The sequence below is a fragment of the Flagellimonas baculiformis genome, assembly GCF_033441575.1.
Lineage (GTDB): Bacteria > Bacteroidota > Bacteroidia > Flavobacteriales > Flavobacteriaceae > Flagellimonas > Flagellimonas baculiformis.
The window spans coordinates 222094-245451 of record NZ_JAUZVW010000004.1 but is presented as its reverse complement, the minus strand read 5'-3'; the positions used below and the strand labels follow the sequence as shown (position 1 = coordinate 245451).

Sequence of the window (23358 nt, the reverse complement as noted above, 5' to 3'; positions counted from 1 at the left end):
CTTAACATTTTAAACTATGAAATTTACCAAATTACTCAGCATGGCAATCCTCCTTTTGGGCATTTCCATGGCCTCATGCTCCGGCGAGGATGGAGCGGACGGTATTGACGGCATTGATGGGACCAATGGGACCAATGGAGCCGATGGAACCGATGGTGCCAATGGAAAGGACGGCACAGATTCTGATGATTTTGCCGAACTGCTCCGCTTTGGCTATGTGGCTTTTTCCCTTGGGGGCACCACCGTTGACAACATCCCTTTCCAGGAAATCGACACCCTCAGGTACACCTTGGTACAAGGAAACCTTTTGGACGAACTAAACAGTGTGCGAGTGGAACAGGACGGGGACGACGAGGTGCATATCTTCAGTATGGCCCGCTTTCTTTCCACACCCGATGATGTGTATCAGGAAGTGTACGTGGCCATTGTTCTTACGGTGTGGAACCTTGGGACAGAAAATCAGGAGGTGAATTTCGATTTCGAGCTATTCTATCCCATATACGTAGAAGGTTACGGAACCCTTGTGATGTATGTGGGCTACTCATCACAAGACGTAAACCCCGATCACCAGATCTTGGACCTGGCATTTGACCCAGCGGACATGAACCACCTCACCTTTTCATACACCTTCACCTCCAAGCCTAGTTTCAACTATCTAAATACGGACATATCCGTATCCGGCGGTGTGGACGTGAACCTTCTGGAAAATTTGGACCAATGAAAACTTTGAACGAACAATATATAAAGTACAAGACTATGAAAACCATCAGATTATTCAGTATGGCGATGCTTGCCCTGGGCCTTACCGTGGCCTCCTGCTCCGTGGAGGACGGAAAGGACGGCATCGATGGCATAAACGGCACCAACGGACAGAACGGCACCAACGGGCAGGACGGGCAGGATGGGCAGGACGGTGCGGACGGACAGGGATTTGACGAGCTCACCCGCTTCGGACAGATTGTCCTCAACCTGCAAGGGGTCAGGATTGACGGGGAAAGTTTTGATGAAACTGTCACCTTCCCATATACCCCGGTGGAGGGCCAGTGGGTGGAAAGCTTCAATAGTGTGGCTTCCGGTATCGAGGAGGGACAGGTGGTACACAATTTTCAGGTAGGCCGCTTTTTCAGTGCACCTGATGATGCCTATCAAGAAACTTACATGCAGTTCAATTTGGTATCCACGGGGGAAGGGGAAACACAGTCTCTCGTCTTCTTTGGTTTTGACCTGAACCAATATGCAGTGATCGGTGGGGACGGCAAGTACTTTACCTTAGACCATGAATATAACTCCGTAAGCCCTGAAATTATGGAATTTATGGTCCAAGACATCATATTCGATGCCGAGGCGGACAACCATCTCACCTTTACCTTTTCCTACCTCATCCCAGGAGCGTTCAACAACACCACCAATGCGCTCCAGGTGTCCGGATCGGTGGATGTGAACCTTTTGGAAAAGATAGTCCCATGAAACCTATAACCCATAAATCGAAAAACATGAAAACGATCAGAATATTCAATATGGCCATTTTGGCATTGGCCATCGCAATGGCTTCTTGTTCCGACGGGGAGGATGGCACCAATGGCATGGACGGGATTGACGGGATTGACGGCACCAATGGACAGGACGGGCAGGACGGTGCCAACGGAAAGGACGGTGCCAATGCCGCAGGTTATGACCAATTGGCCAAATATGGCCATATTTCCCTGCAACTGGAAGGTACCCGGCCCGATGGTGTGCCCTTTCAGGATACCGCCGTGTTCAAATTCACTTCCATGGTACATCCATATGGGAACCTAAACAACAATTGGGTGAGCGAAGCTGACGATTATGGTTTTGTCACCACTCGTTTCCTCAGCGCACCTGGCGATGTCTTCCAAAGTAGTTATGTTACTATGGGAGTTTCTGTAGAGGACCTTGGTGGGGCCGGGGAACAGCTGACCGACCTGTATTTTGAACTTTACGATTATACGGTCATAGGAGAGGACAACACATACTTTCAGTTGTTCTTTTTAGACACCCCAGCAGAGGCCATCCTTTCCGATCTGTCTTTTGAGGTGAACGCCGACGGCAACCATTTGGTGTACACGGTCTCGTTCACCCAGCAAGCGGGGGAGAATTCGAGCGGTCATGATTTGCACGTCACCGCCACCGTGGATGTACGGGATCTGGAACTGATCCCAACACTATAAATGGCATTTCATGGCCGCAGGTGCCATGACAACAGGGACACTATGTACCACCCGTTGTGCAAAATGGCTGAAGTTGGCTTCGTCCAATCTTCAACTTTGTTCGTCCAGGTGATTTTTCCAATGGGTGGACGTTGATCCCCGAGCGAAGTCGAAGGGAGTCAAAACCAAAGAAAAATCACTTTGTATAGAGCTGGGGGCCGAAATGTATCGGGAACCTGACCGGAATGGTACAAGGCAAAGCTAGACTTAGCTAAGCTGATTGACCATTTTTTAAAACAATAAATCATTATGATGCACAACGGATGAGACCTAAAAAAATAATATGAAATCGATACGATTGATTTTTATGGCCATGGCGGCAGTGGCCCTTTCACTTGCCTCCTGCTCCGATGGGGAGGACGGAACCAATGGCGTAAATGGCAGGGGCGGTATTGACGGGGCCAATGGTGCCGATGGACAGGATGGCATCGATGGCCAGGACGGGAGGGGTTCGGAATTCACCAAGTACGGGGACATTTCCCTAAACCTTGAAGGTACCCGTGCCGATGGCATTCCATTTCAGGATTCTGCGCTCTTCAAGTGCATGTTTGTAGGGGCCGATCCCTACAACATCGAATATTCCAATACGGTACATACTTTCACCCATCTAGTGGGCAACAAGCCCGTGCACCGGTTCAGGGTGGCCCGTTTTTTGAGTGTCCCGGACGATTGGTACCAAGAGAACCTTATGTATTTTGACCTCTCGGTGGCCCATTTGGGCGGTGACGAGCAGGAGGTACTGTCTTTTGAATATCTCATCCACCAATATGCAGTGATCGGGGACGACAGCAAATATTTCGTCATTGATCATTCATATGATCATAACGATTTGTCCGACCTCAATATTGATGGGCTGGTGTTTGACGAAACGAAGGACAACCGCCTTACCTTTTCGTACTCTTTCTCCCTTCCTGGAAATTATAACGAAACAGGGCATGAATTACATATATCAGGCAACGTGGACGTGAAACTTTTCACCTCCACCGCAGAATGATCCTACAGAAACCACAACATACCATGGGGTTCATGCGTCAGCTAGCCATATTGTTCCTGTCCATGATCCTTTCACTCTCCTCATGCTCCGACGGGGAGGACGGAACTGATGGCGTAAACGGCAGGGACGGTTTTGACGGGATCAATGGCACAGACGGAAAGGATGGCACCAACGGACAGGACGGCGCCAACGTCGTTGGATATGATGAGCTAGCCAAATACGGTCACGTTTCCCTACAATTGGAGGGCATCAGGGCCGATGGTGTGCCGTTCCAGGACTCCACTATATTCAAGTTTTTGTCCGTAGATCCGTCACTCTGGCCTTCATTCAACCAACTGTTCCCTCCTGTGAACAATGTACATACAATCCACATTGTACGCAGACTGAGTGCCCCAGAAGATGTGTACCAAGGTACGGGTATCGGGATTTTTCTGAAAATCGCCAATCTGGGGCAGGAATCCCAAAAGGTGACCTATATTGGTTATGGACTCCACCAATATGTAGTGATCGGTGACGATGCCAAATATTTTGTCCTCAGCCATACCTATGAGAACTTTTACCTGCCAAGTATGGAAATCAAGGATTTTATGCTAGATGAAACCAAGAACAACCATCTTACTTTTACATATAAGTTCACCATTCCCGCAGATTTGAACGAAACTGGGCATGAGCTTCACATATCGGGTGATGCAGACGTTTTCTTATCCGACCCCAAACCTTGATGAAGGTTGATTTTTCATAAAAATCATTCCCCTTTTCCCTTAGGTGGACAATTTGGTAAGTTTCATCAAAATAAACGATATTTGAAGAATACTTAAAACCAACTTACCAACCTTATGTCCTCAATGGGAAAGCAATCCGTATTTTTTTTAGTGTCCGTACTTGTGATTAACACACTGTGCGCACAAAAGGGAAACATCTCCTCCTTACAAATCAAAGACATCATGCAAGGGGACGATTTTGTCGGCCATAGGCCATCAAACGCCCATTGGTCCACCGATGGGAAAACCCTTTATTTTGATTGGAACCCCGACGGGGCCATGAGCGATTCCCTTTATGCCTATTCCACAGCTTCCAAAAAGATCCAAAAAGTGGATTTTTTGACTGCTGCCGCACTGCCCTCTTCCCGCATCACTTATAATGAGGCAAAGACCAAGGGCATCTACTCCAAGAACGGTGATATTTTCCTAATGGACCTCGCCACCCATACATCTACCCCAATCACCAAGACCCAAGATCGTGAAGGCGACCCGCACTTCACCAACAATGGCACTAAAATAGCCTACACCAAAGGGGATGACCTCTATGTTTGGGATATCGCCACGGGAACGACGGAGCAATTGACCAATTTCTTGAAGTCCAAGAATGGGGAGCCCAAAAGGGACTCCAAGGATGAATGGCTGTACCAAGACCAGTTGGAGCTTTTTGATGTGCTTCGGGAACGAAAGGCCAAAAAGGATGCCGGGGAAAAACTGGAAGAAAAATTGAAAGCATTGGAACCCTTGGAATTGGAGACCGGGGGAAAAACCGTCATCGGTCAACAAATAGATCCCTCTGGACGCTACATCACCTATGTCCTTGTGGACAGGCCCGATTCCAAAGGTACCATCATGCCCCACTTTGTGACGGAATCTGGCTATACGGAAAACCAGAATACCCGTTCCAAGGTCGGTGATGAGCCCACCAAATTTGAAATGTTCGTGTATAATATCGCACAACGCAAGAGCTACCCTGTGGTCTTGGACAATTTGGAAGGATTGGACTACGTGCCCGAATACACCAAAGATTATCCCGACAAGCCTTATAAAAATGAGGACCGTATCGGTTCCATTGGCGGACCAACTTGGAACAACGATGGATCCAAGGCTTTGTTGGACATACAGGCCAATGATTACAAGGACCGTTGGATCGTACTTTTGGACCCTGAGAAAGGAACTGTGGAGCAAATGGACCGTCAACATGACGAGGCCTGGATCGCCGGGCCCGGCATCAGCGGATGGGGTGGCGGCTCCCTAGGCTGGATGCCCAACGACAAAGAGTTCTGGTTCATGTCCGAAAAAACCGGTTATGCCCATCTATATACCATGGACATCAATTCCAAAAAAGCAAAAGCCTTGACCTCCGGCGAATTTGAAATCTATGACCCTTTCATCTCCAAGGACGAATCCAGATGGTATTTCACAGCGAACAAAAACCATCCCGGCGATCGCCAATTCTACACCATGCCCCTCAAGGGCGGTAAAATGGAACAATTGACCCATCAAGTGGGCGGTAACGAGGTCATTCTTTCCCCTGATGAAAAAAATATGGCCATCCTTTATTCGTATTCCAACAAACCCACGGAACTTTTCCTTCAGGAGAATCCAGTGAACGCCAAGCAAAAAACGGAGGCCGTACAGCTTACGCGTTCCAACACCGAGGCCTTTGATGCATATGATTGGAAGGATCCAGAGATCATTACTTTTGAGGCTTCGGACGGTGCCGAGGTCTATGCCCGCTTGTACCAGCCTGATCCATCCGTAAAAAACAAAGCGGCCGTAATCTTTGTGCACGGGGCCGGTTACCTGCAAAACGCCCATAAGTGGTGGAGCTCCTATTTCCGGGAATACATGTTCCACAATCTTTTGGTGGACAATGGGTATACCGTGTTGGACATCGACTATAGGGGAAGTGCCGGATATGGCAGGGATTGGCGTACCGGAATCTATCGCCACATGGGAGGAAAAGATTTGTCCGACCAAGTGGACGGGGCCAAAATGTTGATGGAAAAATATGGTATCGATTCGGACAAGGTCGGTATTTATGGTGGGTCCTACGGAGGATTCATCACCTTGATGGGCATGTTCAACGCACCTGAAACGTTCAGTGCCGGTGGGGCCATACGCTCCGTGGGCGATTGGGCCGCATACAACCACGGCTACACGGCCCGCATCCTGAACACCCCTGCCACGGACAGTCTGGCCTACAAGAGAAGTTCGCCCATCTATTTTGCGGACGGTCTCCAAGGACAACTCCTCATATTGCACGGCATGGTGGACGACAATGTCCATTTTCAGGACATGGTTCGCCTGTCCCAAAGACTGATCGAGCTCGGCAAGGAAAATTGGGAAATGGCCGTTTATCCCGTGGAGCGCCATGGTTTTGTGGAGCCCAGCAGTTGGACGGATGAATATACCCGTATCTTCAACCTGTTTCAAGAAGCATTGTTGGACAAATAAAATATTGACAAACAACCCATTGTGCATTTTTGACCCAAGAAACCTTCGAAATCCACAATGGGTTGTGCATCAAACGGAAAGCCTATAAAATTTCAACAAAAAAACATATCTTCCTGCCCTAAAATTAACCAACAAACGAACAGGATGAGAGCATTGTTGAAAGCACTTGGCCCAGGGCTGCTGTTTGCCAGCATGGCCATAGGAACGTCGCATTTGGTACTCTCCACCAAGGCCGGGGCACAATACGGATGGATCATGGTCATCCCCATTCTACTGGCCAATCTGCTCAAGTATCCCTTTTTTGAATTTGGCATACGCTACACCACAGTCACGGAAAAAAGTCTGGTGGAAGGCTACTTGAACATGGGCAAGACCTATCTATGGATCTATGCCTTTGTCACCTTGATCTCCACATTTACCATTCTGGCTGCACTGTATGTGGTCACTGCCGGACTTTTCATCAACCTGTTCCAGATCACGGTGTGGGGCGCGGGTACCATTTCCCTGTGCCTGTTCCTGTTCATCAGTCTTCTGCTCATCGTAGGGAAATATCGTTTTTTGGAAACCTCATTGAAAGCCGTCATTTCCATCCTGTTCATCGCCCTTTTGATCACTACCATAATGGTGCTACAAAAAGGCCCTGTATCCATCGCCGAAGGTTTCCAACGTCCCAAAATCTTCAATGAAGCGGGCATTCTGTTTCTCATCGGGCTGGTGGGATGGATGCCCACAGCGGTAGAAGCATCAGGATGGGTGAGCCTGTGGGACATGGAAAACCTAAAAACCATGAAAGAGAAACCGACCTTGAAAATTGCATTGCAGGAATTCAACGTGGGGTATATCTTGACCGCCGTCCTGGCCATATTTTTTCTCATCATCGGTTGGATGACCCTGTACGGAACAGGAACGGAACTCAGTGGAAATGCTGTGACCTTTGCGGACCAATTGGTGAACCTTTTTACGGTGCACATTGGCAATTGGGCCTATTTCTTTATTGCGGTGGCCGCATTTGCCACCATGTTCAGCACCTGCATGACGGCACATGATGCCATTTCAAGGGTCAGTGTGGATGTGATGCAAAAATTGTTCCCGGAAAAACCTGTTTTCAAGAACACGAATGCCTTTGCCTATACCGTGATCCTAATGATGCTGGTGAACTGGATGGTCATCATGTTGTTCAGTGCCAATATGGCCGATCTGGTCGGGTTGGCCACCTTTGTTTCCTTTGTATTGGCTCCACTCTTGGGGTGGATGAACCTAAAGACCGTGATGGGCAAGGATGTTCCTTTGGAACAGAGGCCCGGCACCGGACTGCGCATCCTCACCTATTGCGGAATGGTCTTCCTTTCGCTATTTGCGCTGTATTATTGTTGGATGCTGATGGTCTGAACCTATTCGAAAAGTACATTGTCATTGAGCACAACGATCAGAGAGCGTTGGTTCTGCTTGTGCAGGACCTCAATGCAGAAGACCCCGTTGGTGCAGTTGTTCAAAATCTTATCTTCCCCATACCCAATGGAATATAGAATGTTGGTGGAGGGCACTCCTTTTTTTATCAAGTATTTTTTTATGGCATCTGAACGATTTTGAGTAAGCTTAAAATTGGTACTACTGCCTCCCCTACTGTCGGTATAGGTCTCTATCCTGAGCTGCGCCATTGGGAATGCCTTGATGAAGTCCACCACATGGTCCAGTTCTGCCTCAATTTCAGGAGTCAGCTGTGTGGCCGCGTTCCCGAAAAAGAACTTATCCATTTTCACGACGGCCTGTCCTTCTTTTTCTTCCACCAAATCGTCGTAGAGGGACATCCCAATGGTATAGGATTTGTTTTCCAGCCCTGTCAATTCTTCCTCTGAAAACTGCTTTTTGAATTTGGAATACCGTTCCTTGGATGCTTCAAGGACCACCCCACTTTCCCATGGAACCTCCAATCGATAGTTGCCCCCGTCATCCGAATAGGTTTCGGCAAGCAAGGTACCTTCACCATCCAACAAGCGTATGGCCGCTTTGGATATGCTGTTCTCATTGTACGGTTTGATGACTTTTCCTTTGAATACCAAGGTTTTCAGTCCCGGCTTTTCATCCACTTTAAAACCATATAGATCATCCTTTCCCTTTCCTCCCGGACGGTTGGAAGCAAAATAGCCCAACAGGCCTTCCCCTTCGTTCCTCATGACCAGGCCAAAATCGTCATATTCCGTATTAATCCCTTTACCCAAATTGATGGGGATGCCCACTTCGCCCTCTTCCCCGATGTTCGATTTATAGATGTCCATACCGCCAAGGCCGTAGAACACATCGGAAGCAAAATAAAAACTGTTCTCAAAAATAAAAGGGGCCACTTCATTGCCCGGAGAATTGATCCTGGGACCCAAATTGATGGGAGCGGACATCACCTGCCCACTGTTGGTGTACACATAATAAATATCGGTGCCCCCATACCCGTCCTCAAAATCGGCTGCAAAATAGAGTTTCCCGCTGGCCTCATCGTAGAAGGGATAATAGAAGGACGTGCTCAAATCTTTCAACAATAACTGGAACTGTCCGTCCATGGTCTGCTTTCCGATGGCAAGGGCATTTTTTCCATTGGGATCAAAGGCCAATTCCCCATTTTGGGTGTTGGAAAGCACATAGAACACACTGTTGAGCTTTTCGGCATAATAGGGTGTCGCCTTATGGTAGCTGGAAGTTGCCACACCTTTGAAGGGTTGCGCTGCCCCGGCCTGTCCGTCCAACTGCACGGTGGACTCATAAATATTGAAATATCCTTCATTTCCAGGCGCATACGTTAATCCCTTTCCTTGGATACGGCCACTGGAAAAGAGCAGTTTGTCCTTGTAAAAGGTAGGCGCAAAATCCGTTTGCGGACTGTTCACGCTTAGGTTGAAAATTTCATAGTCCAGTTCCGTACCATCCGAAGTCTTTGCCAACATTTGCTCGTTGAACTCCCTATTCTCCATGAGTTCCTTGGGAAACTTTGCTGCCATGGTGGTCAAAAATGCTTGCTTTCGCTCTGGGTCGGCGGTCTTGGAAAGACTCTGTAACATTCGGTTGTACCGATGGCCATCCAATAAGGTATCTTTTTTGAAGAGCTCCAGATAAATATCCGAGGCCTTTTTGAAATTGTTGGTCTTGAAATAGGCATCTGCCAAGTTCAAGAATTGTTGCTCCGTCAGGGTTCCCTTCGCCAGATCGGCCTCATAGGCAGTCACGGCTTTTTGGTATTCGTATTGAAAAAAGAAAACATCGCCCTTGGATTTTTTTCCTTGGGCAAAACATAGGGCCATTCCCATAAGGGAAATCCAGATTGCCGCTTGTATTTTCTTTGCCTTTATCATATCAAAAGAATCTTGGGGAATCTATCTGTTTGCCTTTGTTCTTGTTGTTCTTGTCCCTTGATTTGTCACCTTTGTTCCCTGAACCAAATCCTCCCCTGCCTATATAAAATTTCAATATGGCCTCATGGGATCCCCCACTGTATTCGCCCAGCCCATTGGTGGCATAATCGTAGGAATAGCCGATGAACATGGCATTGGAAATCTGGAAACCGGCAAGACCGCTCACCGCGTTGTCCATTCGGTATGAGGCCCCGATGGTCAGCGCATCGATAAACTGGAAATTGGCCGAAAGGTTCACTGTCACCGGCGACCCTTCGAGGTAATTCACCAAAAAGGCGGGCTTGAACTTGGTCCTGTCCCCCAATTGGAACACATAGCCCCCAATGGCGTTGAACTGCATATTGTCCTCCACAATGGTCGCCACTTCGTCATTATACAGTCCATTGGTCAAAAAGTTGGGTACGGATACCCCCAGATACCAATCTTCTTCGTGGTACATAAAAAGTCCAGCACCGATGGTGGGGTAAAAACTGTTGTAATTCTCTCCCAAAATGGAAGGATCGGACGGGTTCTCGAACGTTCCCCTGGAATAATCGATGTCCAGCAGGGAACCTCCTGCATTTAGTCCAAAAGAAAGCCTGGTCTCGTCCGACAATTGGATCTGATAGGAATAGGCCACATCCAAATAGGTCTGTCGGGATGGCCCCAGTTCATCGTTCACGATGTTGATGCCCAGTCCCGTCCTTTCATTTTTAAAAGGGATATTCGCACCTGCACGGATGGTGGTCGGGGCCCCGGGAACATCTACCCATTGCGCCCTGTACAGACCAATGACCTCCGGGCTTTCCACTGTGCCCACATAGGCCGGATTGAAACTGCCAATGTTGTACATATATTGGGTGTATTGTGGCTCTTTTTGGGCTTGGACGAAACCAACTCCCAGAAAAAGCATCCAACAAAGCATCCTATATGTTCGCAAACCTATCGTTTTTGGCATCTTAGTTTTTCCTTACAATTTGAATCCACCCTTTGACCACTTCGGAACCATCCCCTAAATCCAATATGTAGAAATAGGTGCCCTTGGGCAGATTTCCATTCTTTCCTGTTCCGTCCCATGAGCTGTCATACCCATCCATTTGAAAAACGCTGTTCCCATAACGGTCAAACACTTCGAATGTATTGTTTGGGTACGATGCGTGATCCACCAAGGTCAAACGATCATTCACACCATCGCCATTGGGTGAAAAAATATTACAAATGGTCCCTGGGTCTTCACACTGGTTTCGGTTCACTTGCAGCGATACCGTTGCCGTGTTGTTGGAAGCCACATCATCATTCGGGAAAGAAGAGACCAGCGTCGCCGTGTTCTGTAAAGTTCCAGTTGCTGTGGATATCACTGTGATTTCCAGAGTTGCGGTTGCGTCGGTCGTTGCCATATTGGCAATGGTCCATTCCCCAGTGGTGGGATCATAATCTCCCAAGGTTGCCTGATGGCCTTCATACTGGAAGGCATCGTCCAACAGATCGGAGACCACAATATCGGTGACGGTTTTCCCCTCTACATTTTCCAAAGTAATGATAAAGGTGATGGGGTCGCCCAGTAGATAGGCTATTTCATCTTTCAGTTGCTTGGTCACTGCCAAGTCTATGGCCTCGTTCGAAACGCAATCCAAAACAGAGACCGTCACTTGGGCTGTTGTGTTCTCACAAGGGGCCACGGCCCCGTTAGTGGTATATTCAAACACATAATCCCCGCTCGGCAAACCTGTAAAATCCACTACGTTTCCCGTGCCAATGACCAAAGTCCCATCGGATGGATCGGTGACCACGGTCCATGTGCCAGCGTCCTGCCCGATCAAAGTGTCATCCAGATCCAGGGTATTTGGGCCATCATCGCTTGTTACATTACAAACGGAAATATCTTCCAAAGGGACACCTGCCAAGGGAGTTTCATTTATAGTCGCCACCACTTCCACTCTTTCCGAAACGCAACCATTGGCCGAAGCGGACACATAATAAGAGGTGGTCTCTGTGAGGGATGGGGTCTCAAAACTGCTGCCCGTGCCCAAGGACGAACCGCCTGTGGGAGCTGCAAACCAATTATAGGTAATGGTGCTGCCATCCTCCACGGTCGCCAAGGCAGTAAGTGTCACGGTGCCTTCCCCACAACGGGAACTTCCGACTGTTTCCTCCATATCCATCACCGGGGTATAATTTCTGACCAAAGTAATCTGCAATACAGGACTTGCGCAATCATTGGATTCATCATAGAAAAAACCGTAGTATGAACCGGGATCTACCACGTTGCTGCTGATCAGGTGGGCATCCGTTTCCAAAGGATTGGGATCCACACTCCATGTCAGGACAGTTCCTGGCGGTGCTGTTGTGCTGGTCAAATAATCGTTTAGGTCCACATTGATGACATCGCAGAACACAGTAGGTTCTGAAGCATCCAAAGGTGGGGCGCTCGGTGCCGTGGGACAAGGACCTGGAACATCGTCACTTGTTAAATTCATGGTAGCCGAACCATTTATAGAACTCACATTATAATCGGCTCCATCTAAAAGCGTTACCGTTATTGTTTCCAAATTTTCAATTTGTAAATCATCAATAACATTTACGTCAATTGTCCCTGAAGCTTGAAAAATGCCCCCCGCCAGTGTTAAAGAACCTGACAAAGCAGTATAATCTCCATCAGGAACGGCAGAACCTGTAACTAGATAATTAACTGTTACCGACCCTGGAAAAATACCTAATTCTTGTACAAAAAATTGACCATTTGTACTCGGTTCGGAAGCATGGTTATTTACCGAAATTGATACTTGCCCATACCCCATCCCCATACCAAAAAGTACTCCTAAAAAGAACAGGAATTTTCGTTGACCGCGAAGGATCAAGCGTGCAGAAGCAGTTTTTTTCAACAAAGACAACATGGCCTATTCAATCTATTTGGGGTTCGTTCAATTGGCCAAGCAACAGCAGGTAATCTGGGATGAGTCAATATTACAAAAAAGGCAAGGAATGCCCCAACCAATCTGTTTAAATCTCTATTTAATCGGATGAACTGTTTGCCCAATCGACTAAACCGCCGCGGAGCTGGTTTCGGCCTCTGGGCTTATCTTTTTCACCAAGCCTTGGAGCACTTTGCCCGGCCCCACTTCCACAAAGGAAGTTGCTCCGTCCTTCACCATTTGCTGTACGCTCTGGGTCCATTTTACGGGGGCTGTGAGCTGCAGGATCAGGTTCTTCTTGATTTCATCGGCATTGGAAACGGCCGTGGTGGTCACGTTCTGATAGATGGGACAACTGGGCACGTTGAACTGGGTGGCCTCAATGGCCGCGGCGAGCTCTTCGCGGGCGGGTTCCATCAACGGGGAGTGAAATGCACCGCCTACGGGCAGCAAGAGGGCCCTTTTTGCCCCGGCCTCCTTGAGTTTTTCACAGGCCACGTTCACGGCATCCACCTCTCCGGAAATGACCAATTGCCCTGGGCAGTTATAGTTGGCAGGAACTACGATCCCCTCCACTCCAGCACATACCCTCTCCACAACCTCATCATCCAACCCCAAAACGGCCGCCATGGTACTGGGCTTGATCTCACAGGCCTTCTGCATGGCCAAGGCCCGCTGGGAGACCAGTTTCAATCCGTCCTCAAAATTGAGGGTTCCATTGGCCACCAAAGCGGAAAACTCGCCCAAGGAATGTCCGGCCACCATGTCCGGCCTGAAATTCTCCCCAAGCACTTTGCCCAAGATTACGGAGTGCAGAAAAATGGCCGGTTGGGTCACTTTGGTCTGCTTCAGGTCTTCGGCTGTGCCCTCGAACATGATATCGGTGATGGAAAAACCAAGGATATCATTGGCCTTTTCAAACAGTTCCTGTGCCAGGGAGTGGTTTTCGTAAAGGTCCAGGCCCATACCGGTGAACTGTGCGCCTTGTCCGGGGAAAATATATGCATTCATAGTTGTCGAGTTTTTTTGAGTGGGACAAAAATAGGGATAATTTGGAGGATTGGATAGTTGGATGGTTGGATTATTGGATGGCGGGACCTCAGCAATACGTCATTCCACATAAAATCATTTGAACCAACTGGAATAGGTGACATAGTTGTTGGCGATGCGGTCTATTTCGCCCGAACTGAGCTCGGGACTGATGTCCTTGATCTTCTTGGCGGGCATGCCGGCATAGATGCTGTTGGCCTCTACATGGGTGCCCTTGGTGACCACGGCCCCAGCGGCTATGATGGAATTGCTCTCCACCACACAATCGTCCATGATGATGCTGCCCATGCCCACGAGCACATTGTCCTTGATGGTACAGCCGTGCACGATGGCATTGTGGCCTATGGAGACATTGTTTCCGATGGTGGTTGGTGATTTTTGATAGGTACAGTGGATCACGGCCCCGTCCTGCACGTTCACCTTGTTGCCCATTTTGATGAAATGCACATCGCCCCGCAGTACAGCATTGAACCAAACACTGCATTGGTCGCCCATGGTGACCTCGCCCACGATGGTGGCGTTTTCAGCAATAAAACAATCGTTTCCAATGACCGGGGATATGCCCCTAACGGATTTGATGATCATAATTATTTTGTTTGATTTTACAAAATTACATCACTGCGAAGACATCTCGACTGCGCTCGATGTGACAGCGACTGGATTTCTTCTTTTTGACCTGCAATTACTGAAAATAAGACAATAGTTCGGCTTTTTTGGAAGCGGAGACGGAGAGTTCCTTGCCATTGGAGAGGGTCACGCTCCCGCCCTTCCCTTTTTTGTATTTCACCACTTCGGCCACATTTACCAGATAGGATTTGTGTATGCGGGCAAAGGGATAGGCCTGCAGGGCATCCTCAAAATATTTCAGGGTCTTGCTCACCACTATTTTTTTGCGTTCCAGGTAGATTTCGGTATAGTTATCGTCCGCTTTACAGAAAAAGATATCGCCCACATTCAAAATCTGAAACCCATCCTGTTGGGGCAGGGTGATCTTTCCTTCCGCCTTGATGGGTTTCGTCTTCAGCACCTGTCCTTCCAACGCGCTTTCCTTTTCCTTGATGGCCCTGACGTACTCCACGGCCTTGACCAACTCATCGATATTGATGGGTTTCATCAAATAGTAGGCCGCATGATGGTTGAGCGCATCCATGGCATATTGGTTGTAGGCTGTCACAAAAATGGTCTCAAAACTGCGCTCGGGAAGTTGATCCAACAGGTCGAAGGCGTTGCCAAAGGGCATTTCCACATCCAAAAAAACGATATCCGGCTCGTGCTTTTGGATAAGGGCCAAACCTTGCTCTATATTGGCCGCCTCACCCAAAAGTTGCACTCCCTCGCAATATTTGCCCAAATAGCTCCGAAGGATTTCGCGACTATTGGCTTCGTCCTCCACGATGATTGCTCGCAGTTCCATCATTGTTTCTTGAGTTTTAGGGATACTTTGGTCCCGGTTCTGTCCGCATTCAGGTCTGTTATGGAAACGTCCACGCGGTTTTTGTACATATCGTTCAGGATCTGGATGCGCTTTTTGATGTTGCCCATCCCCTTCGATTTTTGCTTGCGTTGGTTGTTGGTCTTCAATGCCGCGGACTGGGTACGGCCGATGCCATTGTCCACAATCACGATCTCCAACATATTCTCCGTAACCTGTCCCACCGCTATCTTCAAAAAGCCTTTCGTTTCCCTATAGCGCAGTCCGTGCCAAATGGCGTTTTCGATGTAGGGTTGCAGCAACATGGGCGGAATCTGATAGGCATCGATGTCGATTTTTTGGTCCACATTGATCTCATAATCGAACTTGTCCGCAAAGCGGGAGTGTTCCAGTTTCACATAAAGTTCCAACAACTCCAGTTCCTTGGCAAGGGGTATGAAGTCTTCTTCCGAGTTTTCCAGTACACTGCGCATCAGCACGGAGAATTCGCTCAAAAATCGGTTGGCACTGCGTTCGTCGCTCTTGGCGATGAAGTTGTTCACCGAGTTCAGTGCATTGAAGATAAAGTGTGGGTTCATCTGGGTACGGAGCGATTTGAGTGCGAGCAGGTTGTTGGCCAACTTTTGCTGACGGTTGCTCCTGTAGTACAAAAAGGCGGTAAGGGCCATCAACAATACCCCAAACCCAAGCGAGTAGATGATCCATTTTTGGCGTTTACTGGTCACTTCGTACAATTGTTGTTCGGTCACGGCCAAAGTGTACTTGCTCTGCGAAAGTTCCCGTTCCTGCTCCAAACTCGAAATACGGTTCTGGGTATTGGCGATTTCCCGATTGAGCCGGGCCGCCCTTGAAATTTCCTGCTCCTTTCTCACGTAGAGGCTATCCACCACGGCCACATAGTCTTGATAGGATTCCAATGCCTTGGTGAAATCGCCCTTGTTCCGGTACACTTCCGAAAGTTTGCGGGTAGCATCTTTCTGGATGACCAGATCATCATCCTTATCGGCTTCCACAATACTTTTTTCGAGATAGGGAATGGCCTCATCCAATTTATCTTGGGCAATGTAAGCACTCGCAATCTTATAATTGATCTTTTGCGAGGTAATGGTATCGGTGCCGGATACGCCCTTGCTTTCCCGAGGCACACTGGGAGGGGAAAGTTGTTTGAGTTCGTTCAGGCTTTTTTTCCGCTGCTGGATCTCATCATTATACCGGCTCTTTTGATTGTAGAAATCCGCCACCCGTTCGCTCTCTTGGATCAATCGCTCCGGTGCGACTTTTTTGGAAAGATCCAATGAATTTCGATAATACCCCTCTGCCTCCACTTCTCTATCCTCACTGGCAAAGGCATCTGCCATCTTGGAATTCAGGTCGACGATCTTAGGGGAGATCTGGTTCTTTTCGGCAATCATCAACCCTTGGTTGTAATACCCTTGGGCCTCCTTTATCTTTCCCAAACCTTTACTGGCATCACCCAAGGCCTCGAAGAGTTCCACCCGTTGGTAGGGCACCATGTTTTTTTCCTTGATCAATGGAGTAAGGGTCTTGATGGCCAAATCGTGTTCCCCGTTCAAGGTGTACGCTTGTCCCAACACCAATTTGGTCCGGTTGGATTCCGTGGCCGAAAGGGCATCCTTAAAATTGTCGATGGCCAGATCATATTGTTTATGGTACAGGTAGATTTCACCCAAGGTCCTCAGCGATTGGGCAAGTTCACGTTTGTTGCCCGAAGTACCCAAAGGTTCCATGGACTGGGCCACAAAATCGATGCTTTTTTCCAGACTGGTTTTTTTGTAAAAGTTGGCAGAGTCCAACAACCGCTGGTGGTCCATCGCCACATTCCGTGATCTGGCGGATGCACTTTCCCTCTTTTTGGAGCTTGCCCTTCCATATCCCTCTACCAAAACGTCCACATCTTCACCGGAAGTGATCCTATGGCGCACGGTTTCGATCTCGGGGCTTTCAAAAATGAGCATGTCCCCAATGGAAGCCCTGATCTTGAACTCTCCCAAACTATTGGTCTTGGCATAATTTCCCCTGTCCGTGGTCACCTCAACTCCAGAAATGGGCACATAGCTCTCCCTTCCCTTCACAGAGCCCTTGATCTCCACCTCACCACCGGTTTGCCCCACTTGGGACATGGCGGTCAGGTTGGTCATCAACAAAAAGAGAATTATGTATGCCTTTTTGATCATAATTGAAGTAAACTTACTCCATCCCAAGCGGATTAAAAAATGCTTCCTTTCCAAAAAACGCCCGATTGCCCCTTCTTTTGACCACTTTGCGAAATGGACCGCGCATGTCGCTCATCCAAGAGGCCATTTCCCTCATTGTCGATTTTTATTGAAAAAAGTTGCATCTAGATTTACCCCGACAATTAAAAATTTTGCATCATGAAACATTTGAATAAAGTATTGGGAGCAGCATTCGCACTTATGGCCACTGGCGCCAGCTATGGCTGCAACTTAAAAGCCCAGAAAAAAGAAAACACGGTATTGGTGACACAATCCATTGTGGAAAAACCAGCGAAGCAATACGTGAAGATTGCTTTGTTGTTGGACACGAGCAACAGTATGGACGGGCTCATCAACCAAGCGAAAGCACAGTTGTGGGACATTGTGAACGAGTTCACCCATGCCAAATGCGGCAACGACACCCGGCCTTTATTGCAGATTGCCCTTTATGAATACGGCAATGACAATCTTTCGTCAAACGAAGGGTACATCAGACAGGTATTGGGGTTTAGTGACGATTTGGACGAGATTTCCGAGAAGCTGTTTTCCCTGACCACCAATGGAGGCGAGGAATACTGTGGTGAGGTCATCCACACTTCCTTGAAGCAATTGGATTGGGGAAAAAACGCGGACGACCTGAAAATGATCTTCATTGCGGGGAACGAGCCTTTTACCCAAGGGAAGCTCAATTACAAGGATGCCGCCATGAACGCCAAAGAAAAAGGCGTCATTGTGAACACCATTTTCTGTGGTGACCATCAACAGGGCATCTCCACCATGTGGAAAAGCGGGGCTGCACTCACAGGCGGGGAATACATGGCCATTGACCACAACAGACACGTGGTGCACATCGACACGCCCTACGACGACATCATCATCAAGCTCAACTCCAAGTTGAACAACACCTATATTTCCTACGGCTCGCTCGGATATGAGAAAAAAGCATTGCAAAGTGCGCAGGACAGCAACGCCGCTGAACTGGAAGAGGCGGTGGTGGTACAACGGGCAGTGAGCAAGAGTTCACGGTTGTACAAAAACACACAATGGGACCTTGTGGATGCTGTTGAGGACGATGAGGCCGTGCTGACCCGCCTAAAGGAACAGGACCTGCCAAAAGAACTCCAAGGCAAATCCAAAAGTGAGATCAAGGCCTATGTGACCCAAAAGAAGGGCGAGCGTGAAGAGATCCAAAAGCAGATACAGGAACTCAACGCCAAGCGGGAGGCCTACATTGCCGAAAACCAGAAAGAGGACAAGGGCGAACTGGAAAATGCGCTGCTATCCGCCATCAAGGCACAGGCATCCAAGAAAAACTATAAGTGGGATTAGGAACAACATTCCAGATAGTTGTCACATCGAGCGCAGTCGAGATGCCCCGTGCAGTTCTCGACTGCGCTCAGGATGACAACTCGAACTGACATTTGGCCGGGACACTACTAATTGTTTGCAGCTGGGCAATAACAGTCGTAACGCTTGCCCTGATCGCTCTGTCCAAAATCGTAGCCCAAGGTAATCTGGTGGAACCCGCCATTGTCAAAACGGATATCCCCGGATTGGTAGGAATAGTTATAGGAAAACAGGAAGCGGTTCACATTCACCCCGATAATGGGCGTAAAAAGCTGTAAACGTTGTTCCCCGAAATTTCCGTTGGACTGGAACTGTGCGCCATCAAAGCTTCTGCGGTAGGACAGTCCTGCCCAGACCGTACCAAAGCTCACATCCCTGTACACCTTCGCGTTCAGGTCCACTGTTTTCTCCTTGGTATAATCGGTCATCTGGAACAAAATGGACGGTTCCACCCTGGTATTTCGTCCGAACACATACCCTGCGGAGAGGAGATATCTTCTAATATTATCTATTTCAACTGCACTATACAGGTCGCGACCACTGCCCAAAATGTTCAAAATGGCAGCGTGCGCATAAAACTCCAAGAAATTATAGGACGCACCAAGGTCAACATTGAAATAACTTACCGTGTTCTTTACCCCGGTCACCACGGGATCGGGGATGATGGACCGGAATTCGGTCTCGTCCAAACTGCTCAAAATCACCCCTGCGCTCAATCCAAGGGACAATTGGTTCAGGGTCCTGAAATCACCACCCAATTGCAAATGATGGGCATAGGTTCCCTTAAACCCTGTTTGGGAATGGTATCCGTTGGAGTCATTGAAAAGAATGGCACCGATACCGCTGCGTTCCCCTACCCTGGAATTGATGTTGAAGGTTTGGAGACTGGGCGCCTCATCTACGTTGAACCATTGCTTTCTGGCAGTAAGGCGTATCTTGGTGCCCTCGGCAATCCCTGCCATGGACGGATATACCAGATAATAGTTATCCGCCAGGTAATCAAAATATACCGGAATCCCTTCCTGGGCCTTGGCCATGCTGCCAAAAAAAAGGGCAATGATAATCGAGGTTAGACTGCGTCTCATCTGACGATTGGGGCTATGGTGTGATTTATATGTAATCAAACATTTAGATAACGGTTGTTAAGATACATTATTATATAATGTTGCAGCACATGCCAACTATTGGTATTTTTGCAGGAAATCTTTGCCATGAAAGAGTACAACATCACTATTGTTGCCACAAACAATCCAAAGATCATCAAATTGGAGGCCAATCATTTTTTGGTCAAGGGCAACTACGAATATAAGAACATCGACGAGGCCAAGAACTCCCCGTTGGCCCAACAACTTTTCTACCTACCCTTCATCAAAACGGTCTATATCGCCAGTAATTTTATAGCCTTGGAACGATTTGACATCGTGGACTGGCAAGATGTGAAGGACGATGTGGCCCAGCAATTGGTGGAATACCTGAATGCCGGGGAACCCATTGTACATGAAGAACAGGACCAAAAGAAACAACCTGTTTCGGTCTATGCGGAAGTGACCCCCAACCCGGCCGTGATGAAATTTGTGTGCAACAAGCGCATCGTGCCGGCTGTCTTTGAGTTCAAGAACATCGATGAGGCCAAGGACTCCCCGTTGGCCAAGGCCCTATTCCATTTTCCGTTCGTCAAAGAGGTGTTCTTTGATGAAAACTATGTTTCGGTGACGAAATACGAAGTGGCCGATTGGGAGGAGATCAACATGCAGTTGCGCGAGTTTATCAGGGACTTTTTGGGTGATGGAAAAGAGGTCGTGTCCGCAGAGGCCATCCAAAAGACCAACGAAACAGCAACTGAAAACCACACGCAACCCCAATACGATGATACTTCCCAACAGATCATCGACATTTTGGAAGAATATGTAAAACCTGCAGTGGCCAGTGATGGCGGCAACATCATGTTCCAATCGTACGAAGAGGCCAGTGGCACTGTGAGTGTCATCCTTCAAGGGGCCTGCAGTGGTTGCCCCTCATCCACCTTTACCCTGAAGAACGGCATAGAGACCATGCTCAAGAACATGATGGGTGACAAAGTACGGGAAGTAGTGGCCTTGAACGGCTAATTAAAAGGATTTCCTTGCCTTATTGTGGTCAAAATTTGGTAACTTGAAGGAAATTAAAAAACATTGACCATGGCAGTTTTAAAAGTTATCGAAGTATTGGCAAACTCCAATGTGAGTTGGGAAGAAGCAACAAAAAGTGCATTGGCACAGGCCTCAAAATCTGTAAAGAATATCCGTTCCATTTATGTGAACGAGCAAAGTGCCACCGTAAAAGATGGCAAAATCGATGATTATAGGGTAAATGTCAAAATCACCTTTGAGGTGCAATAATCCCACATCCAAAAGAAAGTGCGTCCTATTAGGACGCTTTTTTTATGCCCAAAAACCAATTGCAATGAGTCCTCGAACTTTCAACCCTCAAAACAAGTAACGTGGCCCATAAACATACGAATGCCCTCATCCATGAGTCCAGCCCCTACCTTTTGCAGCATGCGCACAACCCCGTGAACTGGGAGGCGTGGGCCCCGGAGGTCTTGGAACGTGCACAAAGGGAGGACAAGTTGCTCATCATCAGTATAGGATATGCCGCTTGCCACTGGTGCCATGTCATGGAAAAAGAATGTTTCGAAAACGAAGATGTGGCCCACGTGATGAACGGGCATTTCATCAATATCAAAATAGACCGTGAGGAACGGCCCGATGTGGACCAGATCTATATGGACGCCATCCAGATGATCTCCGGTCAGGGTGGATGGCCCCTCAATATCGTTGCCCTTCCCGATGGGAGACCTTTTTGGGGCGGCACCTATCTCCCAAAAGAGGGTTGGACGAACGTGATGCAACAACTGAGCGAACTCTATGCCAAGGACAGGGACAGGGTCACACAATATGCTACCGACCTTGCCAATGGCCTCCACGCCATCAACTTGCTGGAGCCCTCAAAAGATAAGGACCTGTTCTCCTTGGGGCAATTGGAGGATGCCGTTCAAAATTGGTCGGGCCATTTCGATACTTTCTTGGGTGGGCACAAGCGCGCCCCAAAGTTCATGATGCCTAACCATTGGGATTTTTTATTGCATTATGCCACCAATAGCCATAAACCCGAACTGCTCGAATTTGTAAAGACTACCCTGACCCGAATGGCCTATGGCGGCATCTATGACCATGTGGGCGGTGGATTTTCCCGATACGCGGTGGACATCAAATGGCACGTGCCCCATTTTGAAAAAATGCTGTACGACAATGGACAGTTGTCCAGTCTCTACGCCAAGGCCTATGCCGTGACCAAGAATGAAACCTACAAAGAGGCGGTCGAAGGAACGATCGCCTTTGTCACCGAGGAACTGATGGACGAGAGCGGAGGTTTTTACTCCTCCTTGGACGCGGATAGTCTGGACAACAATGGGGAACTGAAAGAGGGCGCCTTTTACGTTTGGACAAAGGAAGAACTCGCCCCACTCCTAGGAACCGATCTCGACATTTTTCAGGATTATTTCAACATCAATCCATATGGGCTTTGGGAGGAAGAGAACTATGTACTGATTAGGGACAAATCGGATGGGGAAATTGCCGAAAAGCACGGGATTTCCGTTTCTGACCTGAAAAAGCGAATGAAAAACGCCCTCTCCCTTCTAAAAAAAGAAAGGGACAAACGCTCCAAACCCCGATTGGACGACAAGATCCTCACTTCATGGAACGGGTTGATGCTGAAGGGCCTCGTGGATGCGTTCAGGTATGTCGACCACAAAGCATATTTGGCACTGGCGCTCAAAAATGCAAAGTTCATTGAGCGGGAGATGGTCAAGGAAGACTTTTCGCTATATCGGAACCACAAAGGTGGAAAGAGTACCATCAATGCTTTTTTGGAGGACTATGCCACAGTGATAGAGGCCTTTTTGGCTTTATATGAAGTCACTTTTGATGAAAAATGGCTCAATTTGTGCAAAAATCTGGTGGAACATACCCGATTGCATTTTTTGGACGAGGCTTCCGGAATGTTCTTTTATACTTCGGACAAGGACCAATCGCTCATCCGAAGAAGCATCGAGACCAACGACAATGTCATCTCCTCCTCCAACTCCATCATGGCGCACAATCTGTTCAAAATGGACAAAATCTTTCCAGGTGAAGGTTATGGCCATTTGGCCCAACAGATGCTCAAAAACGTGCAAAAGGACTTTTTGCGAAGTGCCCACGGGTTTTCCAACTGGCTCCATTTGGTCCTCTTTTACCATTCGGACTTTTATGAGATTGCGATAGTGGGCGAGGATTACAAAGCCATGGCACTGGACATCGGCAAAAGATATCTACCGAACAGCTTTTTGACCGGCTGTCCAAAAGAGGGTCACATCGAACTATTGAAAAATAGGTATGTGAAAGACAAGACATTGGCCTATGTGTGTATTGAGGGTGCCTGCAAGCTCCCTGTCGAAACAACTGATGACGTATGGAAGGAAGTGCAGCTATCCCCCGAATAACATTTGTTTACATTTTATTTTTTTATATCATTTGAACATTC

Annotated in this window: 19 protein-coding genes; 11 read left to right on the top strand and 8 right to left on the bottom strand. The window is 48.1% G+C overall.

The window, feature by feature from the left end:
* The first annotated feature begins 40 nt into the window (after positions 1-40).
* From SD450_RS07825 to SD450_RS07795, 7 genes are all read left to right on the top strand, one after another.
* On the top strand, positions 41-721 hold the full coding sequence (locus SD450_RS07825; RefSeq protein WP_318344031.1) for a hypothetical protein: 681 nt from the start codon (positions 41-43) through the stop codon (positions 719-721).
* Between the two features lie 35 nt (positions 722-756).
* Entirely contained in the window at positions 757-1467 is a 711-nt protein-coding gene (locus SD450_RS07820) for a hypothetical protein (protein WP_318344030.1), read from the top strand.
* Between the two features lie 26 nt (positions 1468-1493).
* The gene (locus SD450_RS07815) at positions 1494-2189 is read left to right on the top strand and encodes a hypothetical protein (protein WP_318344029.1); all 696 of its coding nucleotides are present in this window, start codon (positions 1494-1496) and stop codon (positions 2187-2189) included.
* A gap of 322 nt (positions 2190-2511) precedes the next feature.
* Positions 2512-3222, top strand: coding sequence for a hypothetical protein (locus SD450_RS07810; protein WP_318344028.1), 711 nt, complete (start codon positions 2512-2514; stop codon positions 3220-3222).
* Positions 3223-3254: 32 nt separating this feature from the next.
* The gene (locus SD450_RS07805; RefSeq protein WP_318344027.1) at positions 3255-3944 is read left to right on the top strand and encodes a hypothetical protein; all 690 of its coding nucleotides are present in this window, start codon (positions 3255-3257) and stop codon (positions 3942-3944) included.
* 123 nt (positions 3945-4067) lie between these two features.
* Positions 4068-6440 (top strand): prolyl oligopeptidase family serine peptidase, encoded by a 2373-nt coding sequence (locus tag SD450_RS07800; protein WP_449757762.1) that lies wholly within the window; start codon positions 4068-4070, stop codon positions 6438-6440.
* 144 nt (positions 6441-6584) lie between these two features.
* Positions 6585-7829 carry an NRAMP family divalent metal transporter gene (locus tag SD450_RS07795; RefSeq protein WP_318344025.1) on the top strand — a complete coding sequence of 415 codons (1245 nt, stop codon included), beginning with the start codon at positions 6585-6587 and terminating at the stop codon, positions 7827-7829.
* 2 nt (positions 7830-7831) lie between these two features.
* On the opposite strand, the gene SD450_RS07790 is transcribed toward SD450_RS07795, so the two are convergent.
* The 7 genes from SD450_RS07790 to SD450_RS07760 form a co-directional block, all read right to left on the bottom strand.
* On the bottom strand, positions 7832-9778 hold the full coding sequence (locus SD450_RS07790; protein WP_318344024.1) for an OmpA family protein: 1947 nt from the start codon (positions 9776-9778) through the stop codon (positions 7832-7834).
* Position 9779: 1 nt separating this feature from the next.
* Positions 9780-10757 carry a PorP/SprF family type IX secretion system membrane protein gene (locus SD450_RS07785; RefSeq protein WP_318344023.1) on the bottom strand — a complete coding sequence of 326 codons (978 nt, stop codon included), beginning with the start codon at positions 10755-10757 and terminating at the stop codon, positions 9780-9782.
* A gap of 19 nt (positions 10758-10776) precedes the next feature.
* A complete protein-coding gene (locus SD450_RS07780; protein ID WP_318344022.1) occupies positions 10777-12294 on the bottom strand; it encodes a T9SS type B sorting domain-containing protein in 1518 nt (505 codons plus the stop codon).
* Between the two features lie 564 nt (positions 12295-12858).
* Positions 12859-13740: an ACP S-malonyltransferase gene (gene fabD / locus SD450_RS07775; RefSeq protein ID WP_318344021.1), complete on the bottom strand. Its 882-nt coding sequence runs from the start codon at positions 13738-13740 to the stop codon at positions 12859-12861.
* Between the two features lie 114 nt (positions 13741-13854).
* On the bottom strand, positions 13855-14364 hold the full coding sequence (locus tag SD450_RS07770) for a gamma carbonic anhydrase family protein (RefSeq protein WP_318344020.1): 510 nt from the start codon (positions 14362-14364) through the stop codon (positions 13855-13857).
* A gap of 97 nt (positions 14365-14461) precedes the next feature.
* Positions 14462-15193, bottom strand: a complete 732-nt coding sequence (locus SD450_RS07765) for a LytR/AlgR family response regulator transcription factor (protein ID WP_318344162.1) — start codon at positions 15191-15193, stop codon at positions 14462-14464.
* Positions 15193-17406 (bottom strand): tetratricopeptide repeat-containing sensor histidine kinase, encoded by a 2214-nt coding sequence (locus tag SD450_RS07760; protein WP_318344019.1) that lies wholly within the window; start codon positions 17404-17406, stop codon positions 15193-15195. Before SD450_RS07760 ends, SD450_RS07765 begins: the two co-directional genes overlap by 1 nt.
* Positions 17407-17604: 198 nt before the next feature.
* Here SD450_RS07760 and SD450_RS07755 point away from each other — a divergent pair, with 198 nt between their 5' ends.
* Positions 17605-18774 carry a vWA domain-containing protein gene (locus tag SD450_RS07755; protein WP_318344018.1) on the top strand — a complete coding sequence of 390 codons (1170 nt, stop codon included), beginning with the start codon at positions 17605-17607 and terminating at the stop codon, positions 18772-18774.
* Between the two features lie 107 nt (positions 18775-18881).
* Here SD450_RS07755 and SD450_RS07750 read toward each other — a convergent pair whose 3' ends face one another.
* A complete protein-coding gene (locus tag SD450_RS07750; RefSeq protein ID WP_318344017.1) occupies positions 18882-19877 on the bottom strand; it encodes a PorP/SprF family type IX secretion system membrane protein in 996 nt (331 codons plus the stop codon).
* Positions 19878-20003: 126 nt separating this feature from the next.
* Here SD450_RS07750 and SD450_RS07745 point away from each other — a divergent pair, with 126 nt between their 5' ends.
* The 3 genes from SD450_RS07745 (at position 20004) to SD450_RS07735 (ending at position 23317) form a co-directional block, all read left to right on the top strand.
* On the top strand, positions 20004-20900 hold the full coding sequence (locus tag SD450_RS07745) for a NifU family protein (RefSeq protein ID WP_318344016.1): 897 nt from the start codon (positions 20004-20006) through the stop codon (positions 20898-20900).
* A 69-nt stretch (positions 20901-20969) separates the two neighbouring features.
* On the top strand, positions 20970-21170 hold the full coding sequence (locus SD450_RS07740) for a dodecin family protein (protein ID WP_318344015.1): 201 nt from the start codon (positions 20970-20972) through the stop codon (positions 21168-21170).
* Between the two features lie 101 nt (positions 21171-21271).
* On the top strand, positions 21272-23317 hold the full coding sequence (locus SD450_RS07735; protein WP_318344014.1) for a thioredoxin domain-containing protein: 2046 nt from the start codon (positions 21272-21274) through the stop codon (positions 23315-23317).
* Positions 23318-23358 lie beyond the last annotated feature (41 nt).

Bases quoted from the DNA above. Each gene is read 5' to 3' on its own strand.
- SD450_RS07825 (WP_318344031.1), top strand. From the start codon at position 41: ATGGCAATCCTCCTTTTGGGCATTTCCATGGCCTCATGCTCCGGCGAG.
- SD450_RS07820 (WP_318344030.1), top strand. From the start codon at position 757: ATGAAAACCATCAGATTATTCAGTATGGCGATGCTTGCCCTGGGCCTT.
- SD450_RS07815 (WP_318344029.1), top strand. From the start codon at position 1,494: ATGAAAACGATCAGAATATTCAATATGGCCATTTTGGCATTGGCCATC.
- SD450_RS07810 (WP_318344028.1), top strand. From the start codon at position 2,512: ATGAAATCGATACGATTGATTTTTATGGCCATGGCGGCAGTGGCCCTT.
- SD450_RS07805 (WP_318344027.1), top strand. From the start codon at position 3,255: ATGCGTCAGCTAGCCATATTGTTCCTGTCCATGATCCTTTCACTCTCC.
- SD450_RS07800 (WP_449757762.1), top strand. From the start codon at position 4,068: ATGGGAAAGCAATCCGTATTTTTTTTAGTGTCCGTACTTGTGATTAAC.
- SD450_RS07795 (WP_318344025.1), top strand. From the start codon at position 6,585: ATGAGAGCATTGTTGAAAGCACTTGGCCCAGGGCTGCTGTTTGCCAGC.
- SD450_RS07790 (WP_318344024.1), bottom strand. From the start codon at position 9,778: ATGATAAAGGCAAAGAAAATACAAGCGGCAATCTGGATTTCCCTTATG.
- SD450_RS07780 (WP_318344022.1), bottom strand. From the start codon at position 12,294: ATGAATTTAACAAGTGACGATGTTCCAGGTCCTTGTCCCACGGCACCG.
- fabD (WP_318344021.1), bottom strand. From the start codon at position 13,740: ATGAATGCATATATTTTCCCCGGACAAGGCGCACAGTTCACCGGTATG.
- SD450_RS07770 (WP_318344020.1), bottom strand. From the start codon at position 14,364: ATGATCATCAAATCCGTTAGGGGCATATCCCCGGTCATTGGAAACGAT.
- SD450_RS07765 (WP_318344162.1), bottom strand. From the start codon at position 15,193: ATGGAACTGCGAGCAATCATCGTGGAGGACGAAGCCAATAGTCGCGAA.
- SD450_RS07760 (WP_318344019.1), bottom strand. From the start codon at position 17,406: ATGATCAAAAAGGCATACATAATTCTCTTTTTGTTGATGACCAACCTG.
- SD450_RS07755 (WP_318344018.1), top strand. From the start codon at position 17,605: ATGAAACATTTGAATAAAGTATTGGGAGCAGCATTCGCACTTATGGCC.
- SD450_RS07750 (WP_318344017.1), bottom strand. From the start codon at position 19,877: ATGAGACGCAGTCTAACCTCGATTATCATTGCCCTTTTTTTTGGCAGC.
- SD450_RS07745 (WP_318344016.1), top strand. From the start codon at position 20,004: ATGAAAGAGTACAACATCACTATTGTTGCCACAAACAATCCAAAGATC.
- SD450_RS07740 (WP_318344015.1), top strand. From the start codon at position 20,970: ATGGCAGTTTTAAAAGTTATCGAAGTATTGGCAAACTCCAATGTGAGT.